Origin of the sequence: Prevotella sp. LMAG:51 (assembly GCF_008680225.1) — a bacterium.
Lineage (GTDB): Bacteria > Bacteroidota > Bacteroidia > Bacteroidales > Bacteroidaceae > Prevotella > Prevotella pectinovora.
Map to the genome: position 1 here is coordinate 17,349 of NZ_NALQ01000031.1, position 17,544 is coordinate 34,892.

The following is a 17,544-nucleotide window of genomic DNA, read 5'->3' on the forward strand; positions in this document are numbered from 1 at the left end:
CAACACTATATGACAGACACTATTCCGTCAACTGATGTCTCTCCCTAAACTCTGTAGGCGTACACCCCTCAGCCTTTTTGAAACATCGACTAAAATACTTCGGATCGGTAAAGCCACAACGATAGGCTATTTCCGACACATTCAGTCCTTTATCGTTTATCAGCATACCGTAAGCTTTCTCAAGACGATAGTTCTGCATATATATATTAGGTGTGCATCCATACACCTTCTTCATCTGTATATAAAGCAACGAACGGCTCAATCCCATCTCACAAGAGAACATTCCCACATTCAGCTCGGAATCGGAATAATGCTTCTGCATAAACGTTTCCACCTTTTCCTTAAAAGCATTGTCGGAACCGGTCCCATCAGAACTGGATACAGAACCGATACCGTAAACACTGCCATCAATTGCAGCAGGCAACGCCGGCTGGGCGTCTCCCTCTATCATATCACCTAAACGCACCTTTATATATTCCATCTTTTCTTCTTTGGAAAGTCTGAGAATCCTTATCTCCTTCTCAAGACTACGGATATAGCAGATTACTTTCACTAAAAGGAATATAAACGCAAGCACCAATCCGCCATACAGCATCCATGCCACTGGACGTTCGTTAAAGTATGGCGTACGATGGATTATAATGCAGGCTTCATTGTCTACCCAGACCCCGTCACCATTAGTGGAACGCACCCTCAAACGGAATGTCCCTGCCGGAATATTTGAAAGAATTATATGATTGTCCTTTGTATAAAGCCACTTCTTGTCTACGTCTTCAAGCATGTAGGCATATTGTATAGGCTCCGTCTTATTATAGTCGATTGCCGCAAACGATACGTTAAGTGATTTTTCTTCCGGCGACAGAGATATACTGTCAGGCATATCAAACACAATCTTCGGCACGTAACGACTCTTGCCCAAAACATTCTCATCTACGGCAAGCACACCTTGCGTAGTGCCGAAAAGTGTTGTCTTGCCAGTGTTTATGCCAAGTGGAGGACATTCGGAAAAAGAAAAGCCTTTAGTGAACGTCCCCTCTATATAATTCGTAAAAGTATCATTACGTGGATTGAAAGACATAAGTCCATGTTCCGACACTGCCCATATCAAACCTTTCTTGTCTTCGTAAAGAGCAAGCACGATGTCGGTTGACATACCATTATCCATCGTGTAGGCACGGAAACGTATCTTGTCGCTGAACAGATTTCCAGAACTTACGACATTCAACCCTCCTCCATACGTTGCAACATATATCTTACCATCCTTACTACGCAACAGACTCATCACCTGGTTGTTGCCGAGCGACTCCACATCCGACGGCACCCGTTTGTTCTGCAAGAAGCGAAAACCATGAATACCACGCTGAATCTTTGTTGCAAACAATCCGTCATTAGTGGCAAGCAGAAGGCTACCGTCAGGAACAAGCAGCATATCATGAATGAACTTAGCCTCAACAGGATAACGGTCAAGACCATTGTCACAATGGATGAATTGCGGGGTTTCGCTCCAAGGATTAACTATCACATTCAGTCCTCCTCCGTATGTTCCGACAAGAATACGCCCGAACTTGTCTTCCAACACCGAATAAACACTATTGTTGTTTATACCATACTTATTATCCTTTCCTTTGAAAAACGCCTTGACTTTAAAGCCGCCATCTTTTAATGGCATCAGTCTGAACAGTCCGTTTGGCTTTGTGCCTATCCACAAATACCCATGTGAGTCCCTAAACATACAATAGGCATTTGCACCAAACGGATGACGCAACTTAGATATTGAGCCGTTACCACATAAGTATCCTTTAGTATTTCCGACTTTGTCCCAGACACAGATAACTCCGTTTTTATCGGCAACAAAGATGTCATCGGCTCCATATTGGAAAATACAGCGTATAAACTCTTCGCCTTCACTGCTCCTTTTAACAGGTGACAAACGCTTCTTGTTAAAGACAACACGGTCAAGTCCGCTATGAGTGAACACCCAATAGCCGCCTTGACGGTCTTTATACAAAATACGTGTTTCTATATCCTTATATTCAGGCAGACAGCCAATCATGGATTTCTGTTGGGCTGTCGGTCTGAAACGATCTGCCTGACTCTTCACTCTGTCAGGCAATGCGACAAAGCGTTTTTCATTGCATTTGAAAAGAAAGAACTTGTTTTCATGAAACTTACACAGGATATTCCCGTCTTTTGTCTCACTAATAGACAAGATACGGTTGTTTGGCAAAGGGCAATTGTCACCTTGCCGTGCCTTATAGTGGAAGAAGGAATAGCCATCATAGCGGCAAAGACCGTTCCACGAGCTAATCCAGATATACCCCTTTGAATCCTGAATAATCCCAGTAAACACACTTTGGGGCAAGCCATCCTTTTCAGAGAAATGAGTTATTTGCACTTCCGTATTTCCAGCAAGCGAAATACCGGTAAGCAACGTCAACAGGAAGGAGAGCAACATCCTTTTTACATTCATTATATTATCCGAAATAAGCCTCATTACAAGTAACGATTAGTCATTAGCACTTGCAAAGATAACACTTTTAATCATTAATACAAAAGGAAAGGGAGAATGTCAACGCATTCTCCCCTCACTAATATTATTCAACAAAGAATTATTTGCTATTTAACATATTTCTTTCCCTTAGCGACAACTACGCCATGATAACCTTCTCCAATACGCTGACCGTTAAGATTATATATAGCATTATCTTTTTCAGACTCTCTGGAAAGACCTGATACAGGAACAATAGCAGCAAGGCCTCCAACAAGCGTTATCTCCTCACCTGCATTAGTTGGAATATCATAGAGATAAGTATCCGGAAGCGTAGTGGCAGGAATCTTACTTGCATCCTTGACTATAGGCTCCGGCATGCCGTAAGGCTGCATCAAAGAATTGGTATTATTGCCTTCTGCTACAGAAAGAGCTGTACCATCGGCTTTTGTCAATGGTGTTGCAGTACGCAGACGTAAGTTTCCGCCGACAGTAGACTTCACTGCAAGCTTCTCTATCTTGCCGTCAACCCATTTCATATCTGTCACCACAAATCCGCCACGGGCACACAGTCCTTTCACTTCGCCACCGGCTTTCCATTCCGTAGGCAATGCAGGAAGAACATGCAAGAAGCCGGCATGTGACTGCACAAGCATCTCTGCTATAGCTGCAGTAGCTCCGAAGTTTCCGTCAATCTGGAATGGAGGATGGGCATCAAACATATTTGCATACGAGCCGCCGTCGGAAGAAGCGATTGTCACATTAGGGTCGAGCAGGACAAGCTGGTTCTTAAGAATCTTCATGGCATGGTCTCCATCAAGCATACGTGCCCACATGGCTTCCTTCCATCCCATCGACCATCCGCGGGCAGCATCGCCACGTCCGACAAGACTCTTGTGTACTGCCTGATAAAGTGTAGCGTTTTCGTATGGAGAAACCTGATTGCCAGGATAAGCGCCCCAGAGATGAGACAGATGACGATGAGACGAATTCTCTCGATCCCAGTCTTCCTGCCATTCCTGTACCTGTCCGTATTTACCAATCTTCCATGGAGTAATCTGTGCCTTCAGAGCATCAAGAGCATCTGCGAAATCCGCATCCTCACCAAGAGCACGAGCTGCAAGAGCTGTATTCTTCAACAAGTCATAGACCATCTCGTTATCCATGGCAACTCCTCCGAAAAGGGCAATGTTTGCAGTATTACCGTCAGACTTGGTATAAGAGCCTATACCAGGATGATTCTCCGGTGAGTTGCTCGGACAAACAACCATATACCCTGTATTCGGATCCTTCACAAGAAAATCCTGGAAGAATTCTGCCGCTCCCTTCATTATAGGATAGACCTCTGCAAGATATGTCTTGTCGCCAGAGAAGAGATAACGCTCCCAAAGGTGAGAGCAGAACCATGCGTTACATGTAGGCCATACTCCTACGGTGCCATTGTCTACCGCACCTGTCGTACGCCAAATATCTGTATTATGATGTAAAGCCCATCCACGTGCGCCATACATCTTCTGAGCTGTTTCCGCACCTGTAACACTTACATCCTTGATCATCTCGACAAACGGCTCATGGCATTCTGCAAGATTTGTGACTTCTGCAGGCCAGTAGTTCATCTCAACATTGATATTTGATGTGTATTTCGAATCCCAAGCCGGATACTGACGCGCATCAGGATTCCAGATACCCTGCAGATTAGCTGGCTGTGTGCCTGGTTGTGAAGAAGATATGAGCAGGTAACGTCCAAACTGGAAGTAGTTGGCTGCCAACTGAGGATCAGAAGTCTTATGGAACTCCTTTATACGCTGTTCCGTGTTCTTGGACTCCTGTGTAGCATTACCTGCAAGAGTCAGGTCCACACGGTCAAACTGTGCCCTGTAGACAGATTCATGATCCGAAAGCGTTGTAACATAATCTTTCTTGCTGTTCTCGTAAGCTTCCAGATAGGCAAGAGCTGATGCACTTGCATCACCGCTTACATCATCATATTTCTTGAAATTAGTGGCTTGCGAAATAATGATTGTAGCGTATGTAGCACCTGTCACATTAAGACGCGGAGCATTTGTAGCGGCTCCCACTGTTCCCTGAGCATAGATATTGACATTGTCGTTTGTAATAGCGCCGTCAGTGTCCACAATACGCAGATAAGTACAAAGGTTGAGCTTGTTTTCCACATTCTCACACTTGTCACGTGCCGGTCCCATCGTTGCCTTGACAGTATGATCGTCATAGAGGACGTTAGACGTGAGCTTCTCTATATTCGACTTATTACAACCGGCATAAGCCACATTGAAGTCGAGTTTACCTGTCTGGTCCGCTTCAAGACGCACCACTGTGACATTATCCTTGAAAGAAGTGAATACTGTACGCTTATACCCTACACCTTTCACATGATACTCCACATTGCTTGTTGCAGTATTCATATCAAGATAGCGAACATAGCCTTGTGCATCAACAGCATCCGAAGTCTGTGCACTTTCCATATCATCGAAACGCTGTCCCGGGAAGCCAAGCAAGACAACACCTGCTGCACGATAACTTGCTCCATGCGAGCCTTGCGACATCCAGTTCGTAACTGCAAGATTCTGTACCGAAGCATAATCTTTATTGAAGATGCCTTGCTGTACTTCTCCGAGTACTCCAAAAGCATTTGCATTATAGTTCGTGTTCGGTCCCTGGTCCCAGAATGTATCTTCGTTGAGCTGGAGCGTATCGCATGCGACACTACCGGAGTGCATAACACCAAGACGACCGTTTCCCAACGGTAGAGCTTCTTCCCAATAGCCTGCTGGCTTGTTGTACCACAAATGATTCTTGCTTTCTATTGTAGGAGCAGGTATCGGATCGGTATCAGCGGTGATGAAACTGAACGTCAAGGCTTTCGCAAGCACATTTCCAGAAAGGTCACTTACTGTATTTGCCGGTAGCTCAAAGTTATACATCGCACTTTTGTCAAGAGCAGAATAGCTGAAACGAATTACATTGCCGTTTACTGTTGGAGCAAGCTTGACAACACTGTTTGTATTTGCATTCGTAAGCGTTGCCTCTGCCCCATCCGCCACATGCACACTCTCGTCAAAGTTCAAAGCAATGGTTCCTGTTGTCACGACATTATCCTCATTATCCTTTGGACGGCTTGATACGAATGCCGGTGCTTCATGGTCGTCAGCAAGCACCTTTACATATTTCAGATTGTAATTGCTATTCTTCGTGGCACTGACAATAAAGAGTCTCACTATGACATTCTCCTTATTGTCGGCATCAAGAGAGTAAACAGCATCATTATATGTATTCCAATGACTGCCGCTGACATAGTCATCAAGTGTTGTCCATGTCGTCCCTCCATCAACGGAATACGCCACACCAAAATGTGTGGAGCTGCTTGAGCCGTCGCCTATAGCGAAATTAAGTTTCACGTTGTTCAGGTTTACAGTAGGGAAATTCACTTCGAAATATTGGTCATGTGTTGAGGCATCACCATAGTTTTCCTTTTGTGTAAATTTATCTATCGAAGCTGTGTTCAGACGCAAGACATAGCTGTCCTTACTTTGCTTTACCTCCCACTTGCCGTCACTTGTCTTCAGCGAAAGCTTATAGTTGGTCTGTACTCCAGAACATGTGTTCGGCAGAAACACCGGTTGTTTACTTTTCCATGCGGTATTGCTTATCGCCTGCCATCCGCTGCCATCCGGAGTGTAGGTCACAACAGTTCCGCTGCTTGAGCTTTCCCATCCCTCCGAGAACACCCATGACGCAACAGCTGTCTGTTGCGCATGGCTGATAACAGGATTCGCAAAGGTAAAAGCCAAAAGCATCAGAGCCACATGGAATAAATGACTCATCATTCTTTTCATAATTTTACTTTTTAATTGTTTTTAGATTATATTTTTTAGAATTCGTAAATATGCCGCAAAGGTAAAGAACAAAGGAAAGAACTATGCGGATTATTGTTTTTGTGATGTGGAAAATCGTATAAGTGACGAAAAAAAACAACTTGGTATGATTTCACCGTCACTTAATGAGAAATAGCGAACAATTGCAAATCAAGAACGAGGGCGTATCAAAAGAAAAACTTTGACACACCCTTTTCCTGACTTTGACTATGCGTCACCCTTTTTTCATTGTTATTTTTGCTAAGTTATTGAAAATGAGGGAATGTTATTTTGAGGGTACACATTTTGTCAAAGTCAGGTGTCATAACTACTGATATGACTGAGACTCATTCATTTTTTTGTAGGGGCAGACGTTGACTTGTTTATCCTGGTTCCGATGAACGTCACCTTCAGGGCGTTTGCCCGTCGCAGCGCCTGCTTCACCTCCATCACGGTCTTCATGTCTACATCCTTGTCGGCAGAGAGCGCCACGGTCATCTCCTGGGCCTCGTCGGGCGACATGCCGGAGCGCGACTCCGCGAGATAGTCCACGAGCTGGTCTATTGCCACCACCTTGTTGTCCACCTGTATGCGGTAGCCCTCCTGCCTGCCGTCTACAGGCTTTCCGATATACACATGGGTCACGCCAGACTTCTTCTTCATCTTCGTGAGCTGTCTGCCCTCAGGCACACGATATCTCACCTTCACCTCGTCCTGTCGCATGTGGGTTACGATGATGAAGAAGAACAGCACCGTGAAGATAAGGTCGGGCAGCGATGCCGTGTTCAGTTCCGGCACGCTGCGGCGTTTGCGTATAAACATATTCTGTTGTCTCCTATTCTGTTTTTAGTTCCTCAAATCGGTCATCAGCCAGGTTGGGGGTTATTCTTTGTCTACCGCATCCTGACCGCTCTCCTCGTTCAGGTTTTCCATCACACGCTGCGGATAGAGCTTATCTATCTTCTTGCGCTCATACTGTTCACATTCCGCATACCGCTTGTGGTAGATGCCCATCGCGGCAGAGTTTCGGATTGAGGTGTATGCCGAGCTTACGGCATCCTGAACGTGGAAATAATCATCGTATTTGGATGTGGGGAGCATCTTGATGCTCACCACGTGTGTGGCGCGGTCGGGACAGCCGGCAACGAATTTCTCCACCATTCCCTGCAGGCGCCTCACGTCGACAGGCTTGCCGTCTACTCTCACGTCGCCCTCGCCCCAGATGCTGATATCCATCACGTTGCGGCGGTCCATCTCCGTCACCTCCTCCGTCTTCGCCTTGTCTTCGGGCGGCAGCTGCTTGAAGACACCCTTGGTGGAATCCATCGACGAGATGACGAGGAAGAAGACGAGCAGGATGAACGAGATGTCGGCGGTGGAAGTGGTGTTCAGCCCCGGCACCTCACGCTTGCCGCGTCGGAAATTCATAGAAAACCTTTTCTGTCTTATCACTTTTCCTCCTTTTTCCTGTTTTTCCTCCTCATTGCCGATCCGCCTACCGACACCGCCACTGCCACTACGGCAGCGAGGAGCATGGCGAATACGGCGTATATGAACATGTCGGCAACCTTGAGCCACATGGCATCGCTGAAGGTCTTGCCGTTTACGGACAGCGGATCTGCCGACCCTACCACGTATGCCAGCACGAGCATTGCCAAAAACGCCATTGCCGACCATCGCTTTATCCTTGCCACGGGGATACCGTTGACCACCTTCTCGGCAGACCGGATTTTCGCCGCTTTATACAGCGAGAAGACCAGCACTCCCACAGCCCCCACCACCATCAGATAGATGAAGATGAGCACGATGTCGGTGAGCAGCGGAGCATTGTAGTCGGGGTCGAACACGTATGGCATATCGTAGCCCACGAGATAGAAGAGCGCGAAGACCACAGCCGTCACGCCTATCATGGCATAGAGCAGACGGGTGGACATCTGCCATGCCTTGAGCTTTCTCTTTTTCATACCCATAGCGTTATTGTCTTGTTTTTCTTTCTGCTGCATGTCAGCCTTTCTGGTTCTTGTATTTGCCGATGGAGTCGAGGAGCTTTATCGCCGACTCCTCCATATCGGAAGTGATATGGTCTATCTTGGAAACGATGTAGTTGTAGAACACCTGGAGCACGAGCGCCGCGATGATTCCGAAGATGGTGGTGATGAGCGCCACCTTCATTCCCGATGCCACGATGGTAGGACTGATGTCGCCGGCGTCTTGTATCTGCTCGAATGCCATCACCATTCCTATCACGGTGCCGAGGAATCCGAGCGACGGTGCGATGGCGATGAAGAGTTTTATCCATGAGCATCCCTTCTCCATGTTTGCAGCCTCAACGGAACCGTAGCTTGATATGCCGCGCTCGATATTGTCTATCGGTTCGGCGATGCGGGCGAGTGCTTTGCGGCAGATGGATGCCACGGGACCACGCTCCTGCTCACACATCTTCTGTGCCGCCTGCAGGTCGCCATTTGAGAGCGCCCCGTCGATGTCTGCCATCATTCTCTTGGCGTCTATCTCACTGAGCGTGAGGAATATTATCCTCTCCACACAGAAGGCGAGTCCGAGCACGAGAGCCAGTGCCACGAGCGACATGAATCCTGCCGAACCCTCGATGAACTTGGTTTTGAGCACCTGATGGAAGCTCAGCGACTCTTCGTCGTCGATGCCTTCCAGATCGGCAGCCACATCTGCCGTGTCAGTAGCCTCAGCCTGTGTGTCGTCGGCACCGAGACTGTCGGCATGGGCATTGGCGGCAGCTTTCGGTGCGGCGGCAGGTGCAGTTTCTGATGCCGCAGCCGGCGCTGCACCATTTTCATTATCCGCAGCGGTTTTTGATTTCGCGGCAGCCGGTTTTTGTCTTGTCTTTTCCACGGCAGCCGGTTTTGCCGCCGCTGTCGCCTTGTCTTGTGCGGCGGCATCTGCCGGAGCTGCCAAGACGAGACTGATGATAATGAGCATGCTGCCCAATAGTCTTTGCATTTTTTGCATTGCAGTTATGTGTTATGTTTTCTATTCCGTTATGTATGTATTCACACAAGGCAATTCCTGCCTGGTCTGTTCTCCGGGCATGGATGTATCTTCTTTATGCCAAGTATCACAATACGAAGTTCACTGGTATGCAGAAATATGTGAGACAAGGTTTGCCCTTGTCCTCGCCGGGCTTCCACTTCGGCATTCTCTTGAGCACTCTCAGTGCTTCGGCGTCGAGCAGCGGGTCTGCCTTATGCACCACCTTCAGCTCCGACACGGTTCCGTCTTTGCCGATGATGAATCCCACCACCACTTTGCCTTGTATCTTCTGGTCGCGCGCCGCCTGCGGGTAGCGCAGGTTGCTGGTTATCCATTTCATGAACTCCACCATTCCGCCGGGGAATTCGGGGAGTTTCTCCACTATGCGGAAGTTGAGCGGATTGTCGTTCATGTCGGTTGCCACGGGAGCCTGTGCCGTTGTCTCGTTGCTGCTGTCGTCGGCAGCCTGTCCGGCGTTGCCCACTCCTTTGCCATCGTCGGCATCTCCGTTCGGCTGGTCCATCTTCGTGGGCATCTCCGTCTGCGGTTGTTCGTCCACCGCCTTTATCTTATCCGTCACCGCCTTCGGTGTTGTTCCCGGCTTCAGATATGCTATCATGTCTTTCTGTTGCTGCCGCGCCAGCAGTTCCGGGTCGAACGACGGGTCGGAGTCAACATCCATGTCGTCAAACATCTGCGGTCCGCCGCTTCTCCATTCCAGTGCCACGAACAGCAGAGTGAGGGCAAAGACGAGGCCGAGCAGGACTCCCGTGGTCCTGTTCGCCGTATAGTCGATATGTATCTTCATCTTTGCCATTATGCGTAATGCGTTAATATATGTGATGCCTGAATAACAAGGGCAATCACAGTTCTGCCACCTCTTCCAGAGTGAGTTCGGTGACAGTAGAAATCGTCTCTGCCGGCAGTCCCAAGTCTTTCATTCTTCTTGCATTCTGCCTGCGTTCTTCCTCACGACCTTCTGCACGACCTTCTGCACGACCTTCTGCACGACCTTCTGCACGACCTTCTGCACGACCTTCCTCACGACCTTCTGCACGACCTTCAAGTCTGCCTTCCTCACGCTCCGTATAGATATTGTCGCGGAGTATCACGATATTGTCGAGATGCTTGTAATAAGCAGAGCGTTCAGCCTTGCTCATGCGGTCCACCTTGAGTTGTTCCTTCACTTCTTCCATACCAGGTGCTTTGGCTCCCTTAGGCACATCACCTGTATTCAGATAATATGCCCATTCTTCTATGGAGCTTTTCGCCACTCGGTTGAAGTCGTTCACCTTCAAGATGTAATATTCAGGATACAGGTCGCTTACTTCGTCCACATTGAATTTCTGCCTTTGGAAAGGACTGAGTTCAAGCAGATCGCCATTGTGTATGCCACGGAATTCCGTTTTGCCATGGTATACGATGTCGGTGCCTTTTCCAAGCGAGAAATAAACGATATTCACGCTATACACCTTTCGGACGTTCTCGTAGCCTTGGCCTTTCTTTATATATTCCGTCACGAGCTTAGACGTACCGAAAAGCATACGCTGGAAATATGCGTATTCCGTGTTGTTCTGCACCTCAATGAGAAACAGTTCACCCTTGTCGTTCTCAGCAAGCATGTCCACACGATTATATTTGTCGTTCTCATCATCCTGATTACCTTCACTCTCAAGCATTTGCCTGATTTTTATTTTCATTCCAAGCAGCGTAGTGAGCAATCCTTCCAGAATTCCGAAGTTTGCCTTTTGTCTGAGCAGGCGTTTCATTGCCCAGTCAAAACGTATGTATTTATTCTCTGCCATAACGATAATGGTTTTTAGTTGTCTATACAGCTTTTCTTATGCCGAGCCGCAGCTTATCTTATGCAAAGATAATGCAAGGCGAGAGCAGAACGAAATAAATAAATTTATTTCTTATTCCGAGCCGCAGCTTATCTTATGCAAAGATAATGCAAGGCGAGAGCAATATAATCCAAATGTTATTTGAGATTTATTGCCAAGCCGCAGCTTATCTTATGCAAAGATAATCCAATTACTTATAAACACAAAATTAAAGGAAGTGAAACCTACTTATTTAGTCTTAACCCAACAAAAATCCTCTATGCAAGAACAACAACAGAATCCCTACAAGTCCAAACGACAGATTTGGGGCTAAACCATATACACGAAATTTTCCCCCACGGCGTGGGGAAGGAAACCCCACATTAGGGGGTTCTATTCCCCACGCCGTGGGGGAAATTCTGACCTATGTGATTCGTTATGGCGTTTCGATTATATTCTGAGTGAATATCATATCACCACACGAGAATTTTCTCGCCGTTAACGATGTAGACGTCCTGGTGAACGCAGATTGTGCGTGAGCCTTCAATTGTGCCGCTGAACAACAAGCTGCCCTGAAGGTTTACGATCTCCACTCTCGTAGCCACTTCGGCGTTGAGAACGATCTCGCCCTTGCCAGCCTTCACGGTGAATGTCGCTGGTGTAGGACTGTCAACGCCTGAAGGCTTGCTCTTGAAGTACGGCACGAAACGGATATTGCCATCTACGCAGTCGGCAGGGATGGTATACTCACCGTTGACGAATTGTGAAGCCTGCACTGTGTATTCCTTCCACTGCGGATTCTCATTCAGCATGTTCGCCCCCTCAAGATTGTAGCCATGGCGAATCTTCACGTAGTCGAGCAGGAAGCCTTCTGCCGGCTGGGTCTTTATCTTGAATGACCGACCGAAGGGAGTGGTCTGTCCTGTCACCGGCTTGCCGTTGGAGAGGAGAATCTCACCGTTCAGACCACCGCCGTTATCCTCAACAGTGCGGTAGATATCCACCTCGTCAGCGTGGATGTTTACGAGCACGTCAACGATGCCTCCGCCGTTGTCCGAGATATTGTTGTCTGTTGTGGTGCTGCCGCCGGGGTCTGCGTTGTCCCAGTCCACTTTGTACCGCATTCGATAGATGCCCGGTGTCTGGTCTTCTGCAATCCTGAACGAAGGCATTGCCACGCCGCAGCCGTCGCTTGCCGTACCGCCCTTGCTGTCCTCGCCCTTATAGTAAGAAAACGCTACGAGGTCCTTGTTGTCGGTGATACCGGTGTCGGTGTAATCAACGTTGAACTTGCCGTCGTTACCCTTGTCGAGGTAAGCATACCCATGCATACGCTCGCCTTTCCAACTGATATCAGGCGTGACCGTCTCGCCTGGTCTGGCAAGGAAGATGTCGTCGAGGTTCTTGATGTAGAGTTTCTTGTCCGTGTCCTGGTTTACTGCTGCGGTCTGCGAACCGAGGCCAACAGACTTGATGTAGCGGTCGGCACGTGTGTGGGCTGTCGTCTTGTTGTAGTTGATCGGGTAAACCGGTTTTGAGAAGAACGGAGCGACCTTGCTGCTGAGGATGATATCATCGATGAATACGGCGAAGTCGCTCTTCTGGTCGTGAGGCGACTGACGGTCTACTACAACGAGGAGGCTCTTGATAGTGACGCCCTTGGCTCCCGTGACCGGGAACACCACGTCCTTCCATTTGCCTGCCGTACCGATTTTTGTGGGCAGGCTCCAGAACTGCTCTGTCGTTGCCGGCTGGCAAGGACGGTCGTCGCGGTTGCCCAGACCGATGAGCATAAACTGGGTGTAACGGGTGGAGCTGATCTTCACGTGTATGTATTGTGTCTTTTTTTCAAGAGCGAACGGCTCCTTCAGTTCTACGAGAGCGCCGAAGGTGTTGCTGCCGTAGCGTGAGCGCTGCACGCCGAGAATCTTTGACGATTCATCAGGGGCGTAACCCAAATCGGAGTCCACTTCGTTGAGGTCGTTGTCAACCACCTGCACATTACCCTTGAGCCTGTTGAGGTTGAAGGGGGATATAGGACATGTGTCGTATGCACGCACACTCACGTAGCTCTCCGGAGTCTCGAAGTCACAGAGTGTCTTGTCCTGTTGCGCCATAGCGACGACAGGAAGAATGAGGCCCGCAAGGCAGATATATTTCTTTATGTTACCCGTTGGCGGAATTAATTTAAGTTGATAAATATGAGTAAAAAGTTGTACATATCGCTGATTTTTAGTAACTTAGTAGTGACCAAAACATTAAGTTCGAACCATCGTATGTACAACCTTTATACAAAATTCGTCAAAATACTTGAGATATGCAAGCAATTCTCTGAAAATCTCGTCAATGAATCGGGTAATGTTCCACGTCGTGGTCCTGTTCCCAAGTTTTCGGATTTGGAAGTGGTGGCGCTATCCCTGACGGCAGAGACCGAGAGCATTGATAGTGAGAAGTGGTTGTTCGACTATAAATTGCAAGAGTACAAGGACAGCATTCCCAATCTCATATCAAGGAGACAGTTCAATGACCGCAGGAAGAAAACGTCAGGCCTGTGTGAGGAACTGCGCAAGAGGATTGCCATGGAAATGGATGGCGGAGAGGAACAGTTCTTTGTTGACTCCAAGCCGATAGAGGTTTGTAGGGTTGCAAGAGGAAAACGTTGCAAGATGGGGCGTACCGGCAATTTCTCGCAAGCTCCCGACTTCGGCTTCTGTGCTTCGCAGAATACGTATTATTTTGGTTATAAGTTACACGCTCTCTGTGGGTTAAGTGGAGTTATCCATTCCTATGATCTGTCAAAGGCAAGTGTAGCTGATCTCCATTATATGAAGGATGTAAAACATACTTATCACGACTGTAGCATCTATGGTGACAAAGGGTATATTGGAGCTGACGTACAGCTTGACTTGTTCGAAACCGCACACATAAGACTGGAGTGTCCGTATCGGCTCAACCAAAAGGACTGGAAACCAACATTCATTCCGTTTGCAAAGGCAAGAAAGAGGATTGAGACAATATTCTCTCAACTTACAGACCAGTTCCTGGTCATCAGGAACTACGCGAAAATAACGAATGGTTTGTTTGCCAGAATCATTGGCAAAATTAGTGCACTTACCATTCTGCAATACGTAAACTTCATTAACGACAAGCCCATTGGCAGAATTAAGTATGCACTAAATTAATTCCGCCAACAGGTATTTCTTTATGTTCATTGTTTCTTTGCTTTTTGCTTGATGGAATAAGTATTAGCCAAAATGGTCATCATACCGCTTTAATGTAGTATTCCAGAGACAGCCTGTGCAGTTTTAGAACACTTCTATTGTGTGGAGCAGCGGACAAGACCTTGAGTTCTCGATGGTGATGCGTATAGCCTTTGCCATATAGCCGTCTGTAGAGTATTCTGCCGTTGAGCCGTTGAGTGGGATGATGCGCTTGTAGCCTACGGTTGTCGTTGCCTGATTGCCACCGCGCTTGGTGAATGTCACTCCGTCTTCACTTGTCTCGATCTTAAACTTCTTGATGCGCTGTCCGAGCTTGATATACTCCATGAGCGAAACGTAGCGCACTGTCTGCGGCGTGTCCCACTTGAGTTCGATGACAGCCTTCTTACTGCCGTCGGGAGTTGCCCAATATGTGTCTTTGTTTCCGTCAATCAGATTCCTGGCTTCGTAGTTGCCGTTGCCCATAGCCTCGCGGGTGCAGTCGGCTGTCACGGTAGCGCTCTTTGCGAGGTCGGTGCCGAGGCGCTTGTCGAGCAAGTCGCCGAGTGCCTCCATCTGTTCTGCAACAGAGTCGTCGATAAGGCCGGCGCGATTTGGCGGGAGGTTGAGCAGCAAGGTGGCGTTACGGCCTACTGTCTCAAGATACATCTTGAAGAGAGTCTCGGCAGTCTTCACCTCGTTGTCCAGGTTTGAGTCCCAGAACCAGCCTTTTGTAGATCTGGCGTCGCTCTCGCCGGCTGCCCACATCCATGCGTATTCACTGCCCGTCTCGCCGTCGCCCATTGACCAGCATGTCTGTCCTGAATAGCCGTTCTCGTTGCCTATCCAGCGTACCTCGTCGCCAACGCCCCACATTACGACGTCGGGAAGGAGATTGTGGATAGAGTCGCGGAGGTTGGGAATGTCGTAGTATGTCTGCGAGTTGTCGATGGTGCGTTTCTCCGAAGTGGTGTAGCTGCCATAACCGCCTGCATAGTCGCCACCGGTAGCGCCGTCGAACCACATCTCAAACTGGTCTTTACCATACTGTGCAAGCTCTGCACACTGAGGCAGGAACACGAGCCTTGCATACTCGTCGGTATAGTTGCCGTTGCTGTCTTTCTTGCCCCAATACGGACTCGACAGGTCCCACGGAGAGACATAGAAGCCGTATTTCATGTTGAGCTCGCGTGCGGCGTCGGCAAAGTCCTTCGGGATGTCTACATCCTTTCCGTAGCCGGAAGAGTTGCGCGTGCAGTGCTCTGTCGTTGCTGTAGGCCATAGGCAGAAGCCGTCGTGATGCTTCACCACGGCGATGCCACCCTTCATATGAGCCTTCTTTGCCACCTCAAGCCACTGCTTCGGGTCGGGTTTCTGTGTCGGTGCGAATACTGTCTCACGCTCCATGCCTGTCCCCCATTCCTGGTTGGTATAGGTGTTCATGCCGTAGTGGAAGAAAGCGTAGAATTCCGTTTCGTTCCATTTGAGCTGACGGTCGCTCGGCACCGGATATACGGGAGCCGGTGTGTTGTCCGGATTGCTCATGCTCTCCTCAACCAACTGGAAATTGTTTTGTGCCGACAAAGTGGCGGGTGCCGCAGCAGCCAGACTCAATGCCGACAACAAGATGTGGATTTTCTTCATAAATGTCATCTATATGTTTTGAAAAACAATTGGGTTCTTAACTGATTCAAAGTCGCAAAGCCACGAAATGGAAATCCCTAAATATCACATCCCCCTGTTTCGGGATTCCCAACCATTCTGCTCTTTTTGTTTTCGCCGCTAATTTACGAAGTTTTTCCGGCATTTCAAAAAGTTGCCCCTATTTTCAATCCCCCCAATGTCAAATATGAGATACAACAGCCCTTTTAGTGATGATGAAATATTTTCGCCGCCACTTATTTGGACATATTGCATATTATTCTGTTTTTATTCATTACTTTTGCACCTGCCTACGAGAAATGACACATCATCAAGTCCCAATCGGTCATCAAACCATTTGGGTACAATCAGCAAAACCACACTATGCCAAAAGGATTATTATCATTCAGCAGCCACAACGATATCAACGAAATCAAAACGGAATGGACCGAGCTCGACAGGAAAGCGGAGGAGAACGGCGTCAGATACGTTGAATACACATATTACCAGACTTACGAATGGAACGAATTCCTGTTCCGCCACACCACCAGGGGCTTCGGCAAGTTTGCCTCTGCGATGCGCTACCATCTGGTGAGACTCGACGGCAGACCGTTCGCCATCATACCCACACAGGTGACACGACTGTCGAAGAAGGTGAGGATTCCCTCATGCAGAGTGGCGGGAGTGCTCAACATCAGCTGCCCCTACACAGGGGAGTGGGACGGGGAGATGACGGCTGCCATCGCCGGATATATCGAGACGGCACACAAGGGGATGAAGATCAGCTTTGCCGACGTGCCCATGGCGGCTCCCTTCGCCGGCGTGATGAAGAGAATTGGCGGCGAACTGAAGGAGCGCACGAGCTATCATGTGCCGCTCGACGGATTTGAAAGCCATGAGGATTATGTGGCATCGCTCAACAAGAACATATACAAGAACATCCGCAAGGCATACAACCATCTGAAAACCGACTCCAAGAGGATGGAACTGAAGGTGTATCGCCGGGGCGGAATGCCCGACGACGGATATATGCGCAGTCTGTGGAAACTCTATCTGAGACGCAAGATGGCTTGGCGCCACCGCAAGACGGGAGCTATGTCTGAAATCGGCATCAGCCTCAAGGCTATGTATGAAACCCGTTCGGGATGCGCCAACCGCAGTCTGAAGACGCTCGATGCGGCGGAGCTCTACGTGCTGCATATCGATGACCGGCCGGCGGCATTCATGATTGTGTATCGCCACCGCAACCATCTGCTCATGCCGAAGCTCGCCATCGACACTTCTTTCAGCCGCTATTCTCCCGGCATCCTGCTCATACTCGAGGCTTCGAAGAGATGGATTGACGAGGGAGTGGCAGACTTCGACATGTGTCGCGGCGACGAGAGATACAAAAAGGAGATGGGCGGACAGAACGAACCGCTTTGCCGCATCGACAAGAGGCTGTAGGACAAGACCTCTCTTCTGAAAGACAAATCAAGTTCTTATAACCCATTGGTGATAAAGTCGCTCTTCTG

12 protein-coding genes and 3 pseudogenes are annotated in these 17,544 nt (G+C 48.5%); 2 read left to right on the forward strand and 13 right to left on the reverse strand.

Translation table 11 applies throughout. From position 1 onward, the window contains the following. Window positions 1-19 precede the first annotated feature (19 nt). From CCC32_RS12450 to CCC32_RS12490, 12 genes and pseudogenes are all read right to left on the reverse strand, one after another. A complete protein-coding gene (locus CCC32_RS12450) occupies window positions 20-1,669 on the reverse strand; it encodes a helix-turn-helix domain-containing protein (protein WP_287074908.1) in 1,650 nt (549 codons plus the stop codon). 24 nt (window positions 1,670-1,693) lie between these two features. Beyond that, a pseudogene (locus CCC32_RS12740) lies at window positions 1,694-2,494 on the reverse strand (ligand-binding sensor domain-containing protein); the annotation flags it as partial. Window positions 2,495-2,616: 122 nt separating this feature from the next. After that, complete coding sequence (locus tag CCC32_RS12855) at window positions 2,617-3,144, reverse strand: glycoside hydrolase family 95-like protein (RefSeq protein WP_462806409.1); 528 nt, start codon at window positions 3,142-3,144, stop codon at window positions 2,617-2,619. A gap of 6 nt (window positions 3,145-3,150) precedes the next feature. Continuing rightward, window positions 3,151-4,389 (reverse strand): annotated as a pseudogene (locus tag CCC32_RS12860) (glycosyl hydrolase family 95 catalytic domain-containing protein); the annotation flags it as partial. Between the two features lie 99 nt (window positions 4,390-4,488). After that, a pseudogene (locus tag CCC32_RS12865) lies at window positions 4,489-6,342 on the reverse strand (glycoside hydrolase N-terminal domain-containing protein); the annotation flags it as partial. Window positions 6,343-6,711: 369 nt separating this feature from the next. Further along, window positions 6,712-7,182 (reverse strand): ExbD/TolR family protein, encoded by a 471-nt coding sequence (locus tag CCC32_RS12460; RefSeq protein WP_287074912.1) that lies wholly within the window; start codon window positions 7,180-7,182, stop codon window positions 6,712-6,714. Window positions 7,183-7,242: 60 nt separating this feature from the next. Further along, window positions 7,243-7,788 carry an ExbD/TolR family protein gene (locus tag CCC32_RS12465; RefSeq protein WP_287074914.1) on the reverse strand — a complete coding sequence of 182 codons (546 nt, stop codon included), beginning with the start codon at window positions 7,786-7,788 and terminating at the stop codon, window positions 7,243-7,245. Between the two features lie 20 nt (window positions 7,789-7,808). After that, complete coding sequence (locus CCC32_RS12470) at window positions 7,809-8,324, reverse strand: hypothetical protein (RefSeq protein WP_287074916.1); 516 nt, start codon at window positions 8,322-8,324, stop codon at window positions 7,809-7,811. Window positions 8,325-8,364: 40 nt separating this feature from the next. Next, window positions 8,365-9,336 (reverse strand): MotA/TolQ/ExbB proton channel family protein, encoded by a 972-nt coding sequence (locus CCC32_RS12475; RefSeq protein ID WP_502705625.1) that lies wholly within the window; start codon window positions 9,334-9,336, stop codon window positions 8,365-8,367. Between the two features lie 115 nt (window positions 9,337-9,451). Further along, window positions 9,452-10,183, reverse strand: a complete 732-nt coding sequence (locus tag CCC32_RS12480) for an energy transducer TonB (RefSeq protein WP_287074920.1) — start codon at window positions 10,181-10,183, stop codon at window positions 9,452-9,454. Window positions 10,184-10,229: 46 nt separating this feature from the next. Then, complete coding sequence (locus CCC32_RS12485) at window positions 10,230-11,171, reverse strand: Rpn family recombination-promoting nuclease/putative transposase (RefSeq protein WP_287074922.1); 942 nt, start codon at window positions 11,169-11,171, stop codon at window positions 10,230-10,232. Window positions 11,172-11,662: 491 nt separating this feature from the next. Next, window positions 11,663-13,306, reverse strand: a complete 1,644-nt coding sequence (locus tag CCC32_RS12490) for a hypothetical protein (protein WP_287074924.1) — start codon at window positions 13,304-13,306, stop codon at window positions 11,663-11,665. A gap of 84 nt (window positions 13,307-13,390) precedes the next feature. On the opposite strand from CCC32_RS12490, the gene CCC32_RS12495 reads away from it, so the two are divergent. Then, window positions 13,391-14,371: an IS982-like element IS1187 family transposase gene (locus tag CCC32_RS12495; RefSeq protein WP_287071389.1), complete on the forward strand. Its 981-nt coding sequence runs from the start codon at window positions 13,391-13,393 to the stop codon at window positions 14,369-14,371. Between the two features lie 123 nt (window positions 14,372-14,494). Here CCC32_RS12495 and CCC32_RS12500 read toward each other — a convergent pair whose 3' ends face one another. Further along, window positions 14,495-16,033, reverse strand: a complete 1,539-nt coding sequence (locus CCC32_RS12500; RefSeq protein ID WP_278839589.1) for an alpha-L-fucosidase — start codon at window positions 16,031-16,033, stop codon at window positions 14,495-14,497. Window positions 16,034-16,414: 381 nt separating this feature from the next. Between CCC32_RS12500 and CCC32_RS12505 the strand changes: the two genes are divergently transcribed. After that, entirely contained in the window at window positions 16,415-17,476 is a 1,062-nt protein-coding gene (locus CCC32_RS12505; protein WP_287074928.1) for a GNAT family N-acetyltransferase, read from the forward strand. The last annotated feature ends 68 nt before the right edge of the window (window positions 17,477-17,544 follow it).

Coding starts and splice junctions, on each gene's coding strand:
- CCC32_RS12485 (WP_287074922.1), bottom strand. CDS start 11,171: ATGGCAGAGAATAAATACATACGTTTTGACTGGGCAATGAAACGCCTG.
- CCC32_RS12450 (WP_287074908.1), bottom strand. CDS start 1,669: ATGCCATTAAAAGATGGCGGCTTTAAAGTCAAGGCGTTTTTCAAAGGA.
- CCC32_RS12480 (WP_287074920.1), bottom strand. CDS start 10,183: ATGGCAAAGATGAAGATACATATCGACTATACGGCGAACAGGACCACG.
- CCC32_RS12470 (WP_287074916.1), bottom strand. CDS start 8,324: ATGAAAAAGAGAAAGCTCAAGGCATGGCAGATGTCCACCCGTCTGCTC.
- CCC32_RS12505 (WP_287074928.1), top strand. CDS start 16,415: ATGCCAAAAGGATTATTATCATTCAGCAGCCACAACGATATCAACGAA.
- CCC32_RS12490 (WP_287074924.1), bottom strand. CDS start 13,306: ATGGCGCAACAGGACAAGACACTCTGTGACTTCGAGACTCCGGAGAGC.
- CCC32_RS12465 (WP_287074914.1), bottom strand. CDS start 7,788: ATGAATTTCCGACGCGGCAAGCGTGAGGTGCCGGGGCTGAACACCACT.
- CCC32_RS12475 (WP_502705625.1), bottom strand. CDS start 9,336: ATGCAAAGACTATTGGGCAGCATGCTCATTATCATCAGTCTCGTCTTG.
- CCC32_RS12855 (WP_462806409.1), bottom strand. CDS start 3,144: ATGCTTGTGCAGTCACATGCCGGCTTCTTGCATGTTCTTCCTGCATTG.
- CCC32_RS12460 (WP_287074912.1), bottom strand. CDS start 7,182: ATGTTTATACGCAAACGCCGCAGCGTGCCGGAACTGAACACGGCATCG.
- CCC32_RS12495 (WP_287071389.1), top strand. CDS start 13,391: ATGAGTAAAAAGTTGTACATATCGCTGATTTTTAGTAACTTAGTAGTG.
- CCC32_RS12500 (WP_278839589.1), bottom strand. CDS start 16,033: ATGAAGAAAATCCACATCTTGTTGTCGGCATTGAGTCTGGCTGCTGCG.